Genomic DNA, 12,318 nt, shown 5'->3' on the forward strand with positions numbered 1-12,318 from the left:
GTCGCCCATTGTGGTGCCAATGAAGCGCATTCTGATCCTCGGCGGAACTACCGAAGCCCGGCAACTGGCGGGAAAGCTGGCCGCGCGCACTGATGTGTCGCTCACGCTGTCGCTGGCCGGCCGCACTGAAAGCCCGGTGGCGCAAGGCGTTCCGACGAGGGTGGGTGGTTTCGGCGGCGCCGATGGGCTGGCGGCATATCTCCGCCAAAACCAGATCGATCTGCTGATCGACGCCACGCATCCCTATGCGGCGCAGATCTCCGCCAATGCGGCGGAAGCGGCGCATGGGGCCGGTGTGCCTATCATTGCGCTCTGGCGCCCAGGCTGGGAGCCAGCCGAAGGCGACCGCTGGACGCTCGTCGATGGAGTAACCGACGCGGTGACGGCGCTGGGATCGGCTCCACGCCGCGTCTTCCTGGCACTCGGCCGGCAGGAGGTGGCCGCTTTCGAGGCCGCGCCCCAGCATCACTATCTTATCCGCAGCGTCGATCCAGTCGAGCCGAGGCTTGCTGTGCCCGATGCGACCTATCTCCTGGCGCGCGGCCCGTTCCGGGAAGCGGACGAACAGGCGCTGCTTCGCGACCACCACATCGATGTCGTCGTGTCCAAGAACAGTGGCGGCGAGGCGACCTACGGCAAGATCGCGGCGGCGCGGGCGCTTGGCATCGAGGTGGTCATGATCCGTAGGCCGGCGCTGCCGGACGTTACGTCGGCTGAGACCGTCGAAGCTCTTGCCGCGATGGTCAATCATTTTCTTGGGCCCGCTGCCGATCGCGGCGTGTAGACCAGCGCCGGCTTTTCGCCGCGCTTGATGATCCTGGTCTCAGGCGAGCCGATGATGATGCAGGTCGCCATATCGGCCTTTTCCGCATCGGCGTCGGCCAGCAGAAAAACCTCGATGCGCTCGTCGGGACGGCCGGCGGCGCGGCCGAAGACGACCGGCGTGGTGCCGGGCAGTATCGCTGTGAGGCATTCGAAGGCGCGGCCAAGCTGCCAGGGACGCGCCTTGCTGATTGGATTGTAGAGCGCGATGACGAAACCGGCGCCGGCCGCCGCCAGCAGGCGCAGCTCGATCAGGTCCCAGGGCTTCAGATTGTCGGACAGCGAGATGGCGCAGAAATCATGGCCGAGCGGCGCGCCAATGCGCGCAGCGACCGCAAGCATGGCGGTGATGCCGGGCAGCATTGCGACATCGACGGCACGCCATTCGGCCGGTCCGGCCTCGATCGCCTCGCAGACGGCGGCCGCCATGGCAAAGACGCCAGGGTCGCCGCCCGAGACGACGGCGACATCGTGGCCTTGCGCAGCCTTTGCCAGCGCGTCGTTGGCGCGGGACAGCTCCTCACGATTGTCAGAGGCGACGCGGGTCTGGTCCGGGCGCAGGTCGAGCCGATCGAGATACGGCTTGTAGCCGTAGAAGAATTTTGCCTCCGCCACGGCGCGGCTCGCTTCCGGCGTCACCTGGTCGGCATTGCCGGGTCCGAGGCCGATGACGGTCAGGCGGCCGCTCATGCCCCGGCCTCCATCAATGCTTCGCGACGGCCGGACCAGCCAGCCACCAGCACGATGGCGAAATAGGGTGCCTTGTCGTCCTGCTTGTCGGCGAGCCGCATCGAGATGCCGCCCGGCATGGTGCCGCGCTCGACATAGACGGCACGCGCCAGCTTGCCGGTCGCCTCCAGCGCGCGCCTGATCTTGGGCAGGTTGCGGCCGACCTTCATAATGACGGCGGCATCGGTGTCGGCGAGGCGGCGGGTCAGATCGAACTCGCTCATCGTGCCCGGCAGCACGGTCAGCACGTCGTCGCCCTGGACGATTGGCAGACCTGTCGCCGACCAGCAGCCGGACATGGCAGTGACGCCGGGAATGACTTCGGTTGGGAAGCGGTGCGCCAGCCTGACATGTAGATGCATGTAGGAGCCGTAGAACAGCGGGTCGCCTTCCGAAAGCACGGCGACCATTCTGCCGGCGCTGAGGTGCTCAGCGACCTTCTCGGCCGACTCTTCGTAGAAATCCGTTATCTGCGACCGGTAATCGCTGTGATCCTTGTCGATTTCGGTGGTCACGGGATAGAGCAGCGGCAACTCTATCAAATCGGGACGAAAATGGGCGCCGACGATGGCGCGCGCATTGCTGTTGTTGCCGCGCTTGGCGAAATGCGCGACCACGTCGGCCTCGGCCAGCGCGCGCACGGCCTTGAGCGTCAACAGCTCGGGGTCGCCGGGACCGGTGCCGACGCCGACAAGCCTGCCTTTTGCAATCGCGTTCACAGACCCGGCCTCGCCAATGCGTTGAGTGCTGCGGCGGTCATGGCGCTGCCGCCCAATCTGCCGCGCACGATCGCGTAGGGCACGCCATAGGAATTCTCGGCCAGTGCGTCCTTCGATTCGGCAGCACCGACGAAGCCGACGGGCATGCCGATGATAACAGCCGGTTTCGGCGCGCCGTCGCGCAGCCTTTCCAGCAGGTAGAAAAGCGCTGTCGGCGCATTGCCGATGGCGACGACCGAACCTGCCATGCGCTCGCCCCACAAGTCGATGGCCGCGGCCGAGCGGGTGTTGCCGATCTTTTTCGCGATGTCTGAAGTTTGCGGGTCGCGCAGCGTGCAAATCACCTCGTTGCCGGCCGGCAACCGGGCGCGCGTCACGCCATGCGAGACCATTTCCGCATCGCAGAAGATCGGCGCGCCGGCCGCCAGCGCCGTGCGCGCGGCGGCTACAAAATCCTCGGAAAAAACGAAGTGCCTGCTGGCCTCGACCTGTCCGCAGGCATGGATCATGCGAATGGCGACATCGGCTTCGGCATCGGAAAACCGCGACAGGTCGGCCTCGGCACGAATGATGGCGAAGGAGCGCTCATAGATCGCCGTGCCGTCATGGATGTAGTCGTAGGCGATGTGGGCGGGCATGCTCATTCCTGTCGGTAAGTTTCGATGATTTCGGCCGCGCCAAGCCTTGCCAGGCAAGTGGCGGCGGTTTCACCTCGAAGTCGTGTGCGGCGGATCGCAGCCGCAATGCGGCCAACGCCGCGCGCGGCGTCATAGCCTGGCCTGTATCCGGCGGGAAGGGCCTTCGCCGTCCCGTCCACGACAAGTCCGGCCCCGTTTTCGCCGCCGACCAGTGTCAGCGCCGCCGGGCCGGGATGCGCGCAGCCCTTGGCGCAGCCGGAGATATGAAGCATGAAGGAGGAATCGAGGATGTCACGATTTTCTGCGGCGATGGTCTCGGCAATGTCACGCGTCGCGATCCGGCCAGAGGCGCAGGCGGGAGCTCCAGGGCAAGCGGCGATCCTGGTGCGCGGATCGGTGGGGTTGGTGACGAAGCCTAGGGTGGCGGCGGCGTGCTGAAGTGAGTGGCAAGCGGTCGGCGAAAGGCCGATGAAAAGCAGCGCGCGTTGTGGCGCGGGGCGGATTTGGGTTGCGCCGAAGGTGATGGCGTGTCGCGTGAGGTCGATGAGCTTTTTCGCTGGCATGCTGCCGAAAGGCAGGCCGATGCCCAGGGCACGGCCATCTGTCAGATCGAAAATGCCAATGGGGAAGCGAGCCGGAACAGGAAGGCGCTCTACGGCGCCCCCCTCTGTCCTGCCGGACATCTCCCCCACTTGGGGGAAGATTGCGCCCTCATCTCCGCTTTCGCCAATCGCCAAAGATGCCGAGGGGGAGCCGCCGGCGAAGCTGCCGATCTCCCCCCAAGTGGGGGAGATGTCCGGCAGGACAGAGGGGGGCGCGAAGGAATGCCAGCTTGCGAGGGATATTAACTGCCTTTCCGTCAAATCCCGTGCATGGGCTTCGCGGCCTTTTTCGGCGATCATCCTGAGCATCGCGACTGCAATATCGCGCGCCGCATCGTCTTCCACCGTAACGAGCGGCTTCGCATTCTGCCCATCACCCGCGACAGCCACCTGCCACTTGATTCCCGCATTGGTGCGCGTTGCGACGAGCCGCACGTCGGCGGTAACCGCATCCATTGTCAGCCGTCCGCCGCCGTCGACAATCACCGAGACCTTCGGGCCAAGGCGCTGTGCCAGCCCAGCTTCATCAATTGCCGCCCGAATCCGCTCCGCCAGCGGGCGCGGATCGACGATCTCCTTGGTGTCGAGCCCTGCCAGTGGACCGGTCTCGACCGGCACGCCGGTGCGCACGGCAATGCCAAGTGCATCGACCTCCACCGCCAGCAGCCGCGCGCTTGCCGGCGTCAGGCCGCGTATCTGCAGGCTGCCGCGTGCGGTCACTTCCATGATGCCGTTGCCGTGCCGCAAGGCGGATTCACCGAGTCCGATCAAGGCTTTCGGCAAGAGTCCTCCAGCGACCGGGTTGAGCCGCACCAAAAGGCCGTCACCGGTCTGCATCGGCGCCGACAAAGCGGGGCAGGCGCCGCGTCGGGAGAAGGCGTTCATGCCGCCACCCCCAGCGCCTGGGCCTCGGCGATCAGTGTGGCGAGATCGTCATCGATGGAATTGCGCAGCGGATGCCAGAGACCGCGCCGCCGTGCCGACAGCAAACGCTCGGCGATGACCTTCGCCGCCGCCGGATTCTCGCGCAGGATGAACGCCCGGACAATGGGGTCGCCGAGATAGGCGTCGTGCACGGCCTCGATCAGCGCGCCCGGTATGGCATAGGTGGTCTCGGCAAAGCCGACGAGACGGTCGACCGTCTCGGCGAATTCCGAGGCACCGCGCGGCCCGTGCCGCATCTGGCCGGCAATGAAGCGCGGGTTGACCGCGCGCGCCCGCACGACCCGTGACACGGCTTCTCCAACTGAGCGCGGCTTCGGCTTTTGCGGATCGGTGGTGTCGAGCACGATGACATCGGCGTTCTTGCCGAGTGCGGCTAGCGCCGCCGAAAAACCGCCGATGAAGGCGACGTCGGCGGAGCCTTCGAGGATGTCGCGGCCGGGGTCGTCTCCGGTATGGACGAGAAGGTCCGCCTCGGCGATACGATCCTCGAAGGCGCCGGGCGCCGAAATCCCTTCGCCCTCTGCGCCGCCATAGGCATGCGAGGTGGCGTCGAGGTAGGCGCGGCCGATCTCTTCGCGCGCGGCCCAGTCGCCGCTCGACAATAAATCCTCGACACCGGCGCCGTAGGTGCCGGGCGAGGTGCCGAAAATGCGCGGGCTGGTCTTTCCGTCTGCGCGAGTCTTGGCCGCGAGCGGGTTTTCCGATGCATCCTCGTCGCGGGCGGCGACGGCATTGGCGGCAGCATCGATCAGCGCAATCTGGGTCGGGAACATATCACGGAACAGGCCTGATATGCGCCAGGTGACGTCGACGCGCGGGTGGCCAAGCGTTGCCGGCGGCAGCACCTCAATGCCAGTGACGCGACCGGTCGCGGAATCCCATTGCGGCCGGCAGCCCATCAACGCCAGGCCTTGCGCGATCTCCTCGCCGCCGGTGCGCAGCGAGGCCGAGCCCCACAGGTCGATGACCAGCGAGCGCGGCCAGTCACCATGCGATTGCATGTAGCTGCGCAAGACCTCGTCGGCGGCCGCCCTGCCGAGATCGAAGGATGTCGGCGTCGGCATGGTGCGTGGATCTGATGTGAACAGGTTGCGGCCGGTCGGCAGGACATCGCGCCGGCCCCGCGCCGGTGCGCCGGCCGGCCCGGCAACGACATGGCGGCCGTCGAGGGCAGCGAGGAGCGCTGCCTTCTCGGCTGCGGCACTTTGTTTGCGCAACGGATCGGTCTCGCCCTCAGGCGCGCGGCCATAGATATGCAGGCCGTCCTTGATGGCGAAATCCTTGAGGTCGCAGAGCCAGGCGTCGATGCGGCGCAGCGCTTCGTCGGGCGCGTCGGTTTTGGCAACGCCGGCCTCGGAGGCGAGGCCGGTCTTCTGCGCGGTTTCGACGATCAGTTTTGCCAGGCGATCGCGGCGGCGGCGGTCGAGCCCGTCGGCCTGGGCATATTCGTCGAACCGCTCAAGCTGGTGTTGGCTCTCATCGAGCCCGGCGCCGGTCAGCGGCGGCGGCAAATGGCCGAGGGTGACGGCGGCAATGCGCCGCTTGGCCTGTGCTGCCTCGCCGGGGTTGGAGACGATGAAGGGATAGATGACGGGCAAGGGGCCGGTGACGATCTCGGGAAAACAGGTTTCGCTGAGCGCAACGGTCTTGCCGGGCAGCCATTCCAGCGTGCCGTGGGCGCCGACATGGATGAGGGCATGGACACCGAGCGACTTGCGCAGCCAAAGACCGAAGGCGATCAGCGCATGGCGCGGCGGCAATGTCGGGTCGTGATAGTCGGCGCGGCGGTTCGTGGAGCGGCCGCGATCGGGGGCGAGGGCTACGGTGATGTTGCCGAAGGTGGCGGCGCGGAAGGGGAAATTTGCGGTGGTCGGCTGCGGACGTAGGCGATCCTTCACGCCCCCCTCTGTCCTGCCGGACATCTCCCCCACTTGGGGGGAGATCGGCAGCTTTGCTGTCCCGCCTCTTTCTGAAATGTTGGTCGTGGGTGAGACTGTCGGAGAAGGGACAATCTCCCCCCAAGTGGGGGAGATGTCCGGCAGGACAGAGGGGGGCAACGTAGAGGGTCGACGTTGAGATTCAGCCGGTACCGGATCGGTTGCCGGTTGACCCCAAGCCGCCTCTACGGTCTTTCGCGCTTCTGCAGGCAATTCCGCCAAGAAGTCGAGATAGTCCTCCAACCTCAGCCCCTCGTCACCGCGCTCCAACTCATCCAGCAACGCACGCGGCGTTTGCGGAATCTCTTCAACGGCGTAGCCCTGTTCCCTCAAGTCATGCAGCATCGCAAGCACGCTGGACGGCACGTCTAGACCGACGGCGTAGCCGGTGCGGCCGGGCGCGCTCGGGTAGTCGGGGATGAGGATGGCGAGCTTGCGTTCTGCGCGCGGGGTCCGCTGCAGGCGGATGAAAGCTTCGACACGGTTCGCCACCTGCGCCACGCGGTCCGGCTCCGGCCGGTTAGCGAAGCCGCGGAAGGCCAATGCCGGGTCGGTTTCGCTCTCGCCCTTGAAGGAAATGGCGCCGGCGAGGATGCGGCCGTCGAGCTCGGGCAGCACGACATGCATGGCTAGGTCGGCGGGGGCGAGGCCGCGCTGGTTGTTTTGCCAGATGTCACGGCGTGTCGTCGCGACGATGACCTGGAACACCGGCACGCCAGCGCGGTCGAACAGGGTCTCGATGCCGGGCTCGGCACCGGAGGCGAAGGCCGTGGCGGTGATGATGGAAGCGGGCTTAAGCGTCGACAGCGCGGTTTCGACAAAGGCGAGCGAGGCCGGGTCCTTGAGGCTGGAGACGAAGATGGGGACGGGGACCATGCCGCGCGCGCTCAGGGCCTCAAAAAGGGCGTCGATGGGCGCGATGTCGGCTGCCAGCAGCATCGAGCGGTAGAAGAGGATCGGGATTATGGGCGCGGCGTCTCCCTCCCCCTCGAGGGGAGGGTGGCCCGAAGGGCCGGGTGGGGTCGTTGCGGCAGTGCTCGACGTTTTTTTCTGTTGGCGCGCGTCAGAGGCGACCCCACCCCCGGCCTGCGGCCGGACCCTCCCCTCGAGGGGGAGGGGGACATCGCGCTCGACGACCCCCAGTCCCGGTTGATAATAGCCCGCCTTTGGCACGCTGACAGGTTCAGCGACCGCCACACCTGATCCGGCGAGACTTGCCAGCTGATGCACCAGCGCCATCATATTCTCCGGCCCGCCTTCGCGGAAATAGCCGAGCAGGCCGTCGAGCTCTTCGCGCGGCAGCGTCGAGCATTCGATTAGCCGCAGATCCTCGTCGCGGCATTCGCCGGGCAGCAGCGCCAGTTTTATGCCACGCGCGCGGGCGGTCGAGGCGAGCTGGTCGCAGCCATAGCGCCACCAGTCGTAGCCACCGAGGATGCGAACCAAAATAACCTTCGCGTGGCGGGCGACGCTGTCGACCCAGAGATCGACGGACATCGGATGGCGCAGATCGCGTAGAGCCGCCAGCCGCATCGACGGCAGGCGATCCGCGTCCGCCTTCCACGCCGCCGCCAAGCCGGCCAGATCGCTGTCGGTGAAGGACAGCGCCACGATATCCGCAGGCGTCTGCCTGAGATCGACAGGCTCGGCGAGATCGTCGAGCGAGGCGGATGTTGTGGTGAGGATGTGCATCGCGGCTCGTGCCTGAGGTCAGCCGGCGAGGATACGCTCGATTGCCGGGCGGTTCAGCCCTTTCAGGCCGATGACGACGAGGCGCGAGCGGCGGTCGTCGTCGGCGGTCCAGGCGCGGTCGTAATAGTGATTGACGCGCCGACCGACGGCCTGCAGCAACAGCCGCATCGGCTTGCCGCCGACCTCGACGAAACCCTTGACGCGCAAAACGTTTTCTTCCTCCGCCGCGGTGGCGACGCGCAAAGCCAGCTCATCGGGATTGGCGATCGACGGAATATCGATGACGAACGAGTCAAAATCGTCGTGCTCGTGGTCGAGCTCGTCGTCGTGATGGGTCTTGCGGTTCTCGATGTCGTCCTCGACGGCAAGGCCGAGGCCGAGCAGCACAGACGGATCGACCTTGCCCTGCGAGGTCGGCACGATCTTGACGGCGCGCGCGGTGTGCTCGCCGATGATGGCATTGGCGCGGGCTGAGCCGGCGGCGTCCATCAGGTCGCTCTTCGACAATATGATCAGGTCGGCGCAAGCCAGCTGGTCCTCGAACACCTCCTCGACCGGATCGTCGTGGTCGAGCGTCTCGTCCTGCGCGCGCTGCGCCTGCAGGGCGTCCATGTCGTTGGCAACGCGGCCATCAGCCAGCGCCGGTCCGTCGACGACGGCGATGACGCCGTCGACCGTCACCCGGCTCTTGACCGTCGGCCACTGGAAGGCCTGGACCAGCGGCTTGGGCAGAGCGAGGCCGGAGGTTTCGATCAGGATATGGTCGACCCTCGGCGTCAGCGACAGGATCTGATCGAGCGCCGGGACGAAATCATCGGCGACGGTGCAGCAGATGCAGCCATTGGCCAGCTCGACGATGTTTTCCTCGGGGCAGGTGTCGATGCCGCAGCCTTTGAGGATCTCGCCGTCGATGCCGATGTCGCCGAACTCGTTGACTATGATGGCCAGCCGCTTGCCCCCGGCGTTTTCGAGCAGATGGCGGATCAGCGTCGTCTTGCCGGCGCCGAGGAAGCCGGTGACGACGGTGCAGGGCACGCGGGAGACGGAAGCGGTCATATCTGGTCCTTCAAAAGGTCGAGGGGAGGGACGCGGGCGACGAGGCCGCGCTTCAGGCAATCGGGGCGGCCGCGCCATGGAATGAGGCCGTCGGTCGAGGTGGCGAAGAGCTTTGCGCCAGCGACGAGATCGGCGCCGCTTGTCGCGGTCAGGTCGCCGAAGACATAGCTCCAGCAGCCGTCGCGCAGGATCGCGGCGCTCAGCCGGCGCTTGCAGTTGCCGAGGCATTCGACGGTGCGGATACGGATATTTTCGCCGGAAGCGGCGCGGCGCGCGTCATCGGCAAGCAGTTCGCCGGCGCGGGGATGGCCATCGGAGCCGGTCTCGTCACGGCAGGAGGCGCAGACGATCACGGTAACGCCGGCCAAGGCATCACTATCGCGGGACAATACGTCCGCTGTCTCAGCCGAAAAACTGCTGTCGCGTTTCAAATCAGGCTCCTTGCCCGGAAAACCCGCCAGGCGAATCGGATTCTTCTGTCTTAGACGGCAGGTCTCCTGGCTCGCGGGTCATCGCCTTGGTGCCGCCTTCCCGGGACCGTCCCAGTGGTTTTCGGCCTTGGCTCGTCGCTTACAGTTGCGGGGACAGCCGCGGATTTGAAATCGGAATTTCGCACCGCATTCCCTCTTGGCTCCTCCCTTTGCCGAGAGGAGACCGTCTGGACCGGATTTAGGCTTGTGGAGGCAGTCGTGTCAACGCACGTCTACGAGGCGGCAATGTTGGCGAGCACGGGCCCCAGATCGCCGGCCGGCGTCACCTCGATGCGTTCCAGGCCGAGCCAGCCCTGCATCAGCTTCAATTCCTCGAAAAGCTTAGCAGCGGTTTGCGGCGGGGCGCCGGGCTCGGCATAGGCGGCATGGACGCGCAGCACGCCGGCGGGACGGTCGGCCTTGAGGTCGATGCGCGCCACGATCCTTTCGCCGAGCAGGAACGGCAGCACATAGTAACCGTACTGGCGCTTTTCGGCAGGGGTATAGATCTCGATGCGATAGCGGAAGTCGAACAGTCTTTCCGTTCGGGAGCGCTCGAAGACGACAGGATCGAACGGCGCGAGCAGGGCGCGCGCCTCGATCCGGCGCGGAAAACGGGCGTCCTTGTGCAGATAGGCAGGCTTGTCCCAACCTTCGACGCGAACCGGCAAAAGATCACCTGCCTCGACCAGTTCCTCGATGCGGCCCTTGATGTCGGCGGGAGAGAGACGAAAATAGTCGCGCAGGTCTCCCGCTGTCGCGACGCCGTGGGCGCGGGCGGAAATGCGCAGCAATTCGCGATGCGCATCCTCAGGGGAGGGCACCGGCAAGCTGAGTATTGCCGGCGGCAGCACCCGTTCCGGCAGATCATAAAGCCGCTCGAAGCCACGACGTGATGCCGTGGTGATGCGGCCGGCCCAGAACAGCCATTCAAAAGCGTGCTTGGCGTCGCTCCAGCCCCACCAACCGCCGTTTCCCTTTTGGCCTTCGAGAGCCGACGCGGCGAGCGGGCCGCGCGATACAACCTCGCGATAAATGTCTTCAATGTAAGTGGTGCGTTCGCGCCCCCACTTGGCCAGCCCATTATACATTTCCTCGCCGCGCTCGGCCCGTTCCATGCGCCAGCGCATCAGCGGATAGGTTTCGACCGGTAGAAAAGAGGCTTCATGCGCCCAGTATTCGAAGACCGTGCGCTTGCGCGTCACGGCGGCGTTGTCGAGCAGCGCAAGCGGGTAGGGGCCAAGCCGCGAATAGAGCGGCATATAGTGGGCACGCACCACTGCGCTGACGGAATCGATCTGCAGCAGGCCGGTGCGGGCAAGGACGCGGGCCAGATGGCGGCGATTGGGCGTGCCGTTCGGCCTGACATCGGTAAAGCCCTGTGCGGCAAGCGCGATGCGCCGGGCCATGGCGATCGAGATTTTTTCCTTCATGCAGACGGCACTCTGTTGGCGTTCGACCAAAGGTTGGGGCGATGATTCCGCGCCATGCTAGCAGGGTTTTGGCGGCATCTATGTCAGGAGAGAAAAGTGGAGTAAAAAGTGAAGGAAATCAAACAGGAGCAGATCGGACCAGTTTATCCGGATATGCCGTCCAGCACCGTGTTTTGAACAAGGTTTGACTTGCTTCGCCGAAAGGCCTGCGCTAACCCTCGCCGCGTTGCAGCATAGAGCCCCCTAAAACGGTTCAGTGGTTAAACTGTCACGCTTCCGCAAGTGGGTCCGGTGCTGTAATCAGAGTGGATTGGCCGCCAACGGAAAGCCGCAGCATGAACGCGTTGTTGAGTTCGTACCTGCCCATCGTCCTGTTCATCGGCGTGGCGCTGGTCGTCGGCGTGGCGCTGCTTGCCGCACCCTTCCTGGTGGCCTACCGCAACCCCGATCCGGAAAAGCTTTCCGCCTACGAATGCGGTTTCAACTCGTTCGACGACGCCCGCATGAAGTTCGACATCCGCTTCTATCTGGTGTCGATCCTGTTCATCATCTTCGATCTGGAAGTGGCCTTCCTGTTTCCGTGGGCCGTGTCTTTCAGCCAGATCGGCATGCTCGGTTTCTGGTCGATGATGGTGTTTTTGGCGGTGCTGACCATCGGCTTTGCCTATGAATGGAAGAAAGGAGCGCTGGAATGGGATTGAGCGACAATTCCGGCACGCTCGTCGCGCCGAAGCCAAAAGGCATTCTCGACCCCAGCACCGGAAAGCCGGTGGGGGCGAGTGATCCTTTCTTCCTCGAGATCAACAACGAGCTGGCCGACAAGGGTTTTCTCGTCACCTCGACCGAGGCGCTGATCACCTGGGCGCGCAGCGGCTCGCTGATGTTCATGACTTTCGGTCTTGCCTGCTGCGCGGTCGAGATGATCCACACCTCGATGCCGCGCTATGACTCGGAGAGGTTCGGTGTTGCTCCTCGCGCGTCTCCGCGCCAGTCCGACATCATGATCGTCGCCGGCACGCTGACCAACAAGATGGCGCCGGCGCTGCGCAAGGTCTACGACCAGATGCCGGAGCCGCGCTACGTCATCTCGATGGGCTCCTGCGCCAATGGCGGCGGCTATTACCACTATTCCTATTCGGTGGTGCGCGGCTGCGACCGCGTCGTGCCGGTCGACATCTACGTGCCCGGCTGTCCGCCGAGCGCGGAAGCGCTGCTCTACGGCATCCTTCTGCTGCAAAAGAAGATCCGCCGCACCGGCACGATCGAACGGTGAGC

At 65.4% G+C, this 12,318-nt stretch carries 11 protein-coding genes and 1 riboswitch; of the genes, 3 read left to right on the plus strand and 8 right to left on the minus strand.

What is annotated here, in order from left to right; all coding sequences use genetic code 11:
* The first annotated feature begins 19 nt into the window (after positions 1-19).
* Positions 20-784: a cobalt-precorrin-6A reductase gene (locus EJ075_RS24245; protein WP_126106050.1), complete on the plus strand. Its 765-nt coding sequence runs from the start codon at positions 20-22 to the stop codon at positions 782-784.
* On the opposite strand, the gene EJ075_RS24250 is transcribed toward EJ075_RS24245, so the two are convergent.
* From EJ075_RS24250 to EJ075_RS24285, 8 genes are all read right to left on the minus strand, one after another.
* Positions 748-1,512, minus strand: a complete 765-nt coding sequence (locus tag EJ075_RS24250; RefSeq protein ID WP_126106051.1) for a precorrin-3B C(17)-methyltransferase — start codon at positions 1,510-1,512, stop codon at positions 748-750. The two genes, EJ075_RS24245 and EJ075_RS24250, sit on opposite strands and share 37 nt — an antisense overlap.
* Entirely contained in the window at positions 1,509-2,270 is a 762-nt protein-coding gene (locus EJ075_RS24255) for a precorrin-2 C(20)-methyltransferase (protein WP_126106052.1), read from the minus strand. Before EJ075_RS24255 ends, EJ075_RS24250 begins: the two co-directional genes overlap by 4 nt.
* On the minus strand, positions 2,267-2,908 hold the full coding sequence (locus EJ075_RS24260; protein ID WP_126106053.1) for a precorrin-8X methylmutase: 642 nt from the start codon (positions 2,906-2,908) through the stop codon (positions 2,267-2,269). The genes EJ075_RS24255 and EJ075_RS24260 overlap by 4 nt, the downstream gene beginning before the upstream one ends.
* A 2-nt stretch (positions 2,909-2,910) precedes the next feature.
* Positions 2,911-4,395, minus strand: a complete 1,485-nt coding sequence (cobG, locus tag EJ075_RS24265; RefSeq protein ID WP_126106054.1) for a precorrin-3B synthase — start codon at positions 4,393-4,395, stop codon at positions 2,911-2,913.
* Entirely contained in the window at positions 4,392-8,084 is a 3,693-nt protein-coding gene (cobN, locus tag EJ075_RS24270; RefSeq protein WP_126106055.1) for a cobaltochelatase subunit CobN, read from the minus strand. The genes cobG and cobN overlap by 4 nt, the downstream gene beginning before the upstream one ends.
* An 18-nt stretch (positions 8,085-8,102) precedes the next feature.
* Entirely contained in the window at positions 8,103-9,140 is a 1,038-nt protein-coding gene (cobW, locus tag EJ075_RS24275; RefSeq protein ID WP_126106056.1) for a cobalamin biosynthesis protein CobW, read from the minus strand.
* A complete protein-coding gene (locus EJ075_RS24280; RefSeq protein WP_126106057.1) occupies positions 9,137-9,571 on the minus strand; it encodes a DUF1636 family protein in 435 nt (144 codons plus the stop codon). The genes cobW and EJ075_RS24280 overlap by 4 nt, the downstream gene beginning before the upstream one ends.
* A gap of 38 nt (positions 9,572-9,609) precedes the next feature.
* A riboswitch (cobalamin riboswitch) is annotated at positions 9,610-9,814 on the minus strand.
* A gap of 29 nt (positions 9,815-9,843) precedes the next feature.
* On the minus strand, positions 9,844-11,043 hold the full coding sequence (locus EJ075_RS24285; RefSeq protein ID WP_126106058.1) for a winged helix-turn-helix domain-containing protein: 1,200 nt from the start codon (positions 11,041-11,043) through the stop codon (positions 9,844-9,846).
* 335 nt (positions 11,044-11,378) lie between these two features.
* Here EJ075_RS24285 and EJ075_RS24290 point away from each other — a divergent pair, with 335 nt between their 5' ends.
* Together EJ075_RS24290 and EJ075_RS24295 are read left to right on the plus strand one after the other, a co-directional pair.
* Positions 11,379-11,744 carry an NADH-quinone oxidoreductase subunit A gene (locus tag EJ075_RS24290; protein ID WP_095483434.1) on the plus strand — a complete coding sequence of 122 codons (366 nt, stop codon included), beginning with the start codon at positions 11,379-11,381 and terminating at the stop codon, positions 11,742-11,744.
* Positions 11,735-12,316, plus strand: a complete 582-nt coding sequence (locus tag EJ075_RS24295) for an NADH-quinone oxidoreductase subunit B (protein WP_095483435.1) — start codon at positions 11,735-11,737, stop codon at positions 12,314-12,316. The genes EJ075_RS24290 and EJ075_RS24295 overlap by 10 nt, the downstream gene beginning before the upstream one ends.
* The last annotated feature ends 2 nt before the right edge of the window (positions 12,317-12,318 follow it).

The organism is Mesorhizobium sp. M6A.T.Cr.TU.016.01.1.1, assembly GCF_003952585.1.
In the GTDB taxonomy this organism is placed as follows: domain Bacteria; phylum Pseudomonadota; class Alphaproteobacteria; order Rhizobiales; family Rhizobiaceae; genus Mesorhizobium; species Mesorhizobium mediterraneum.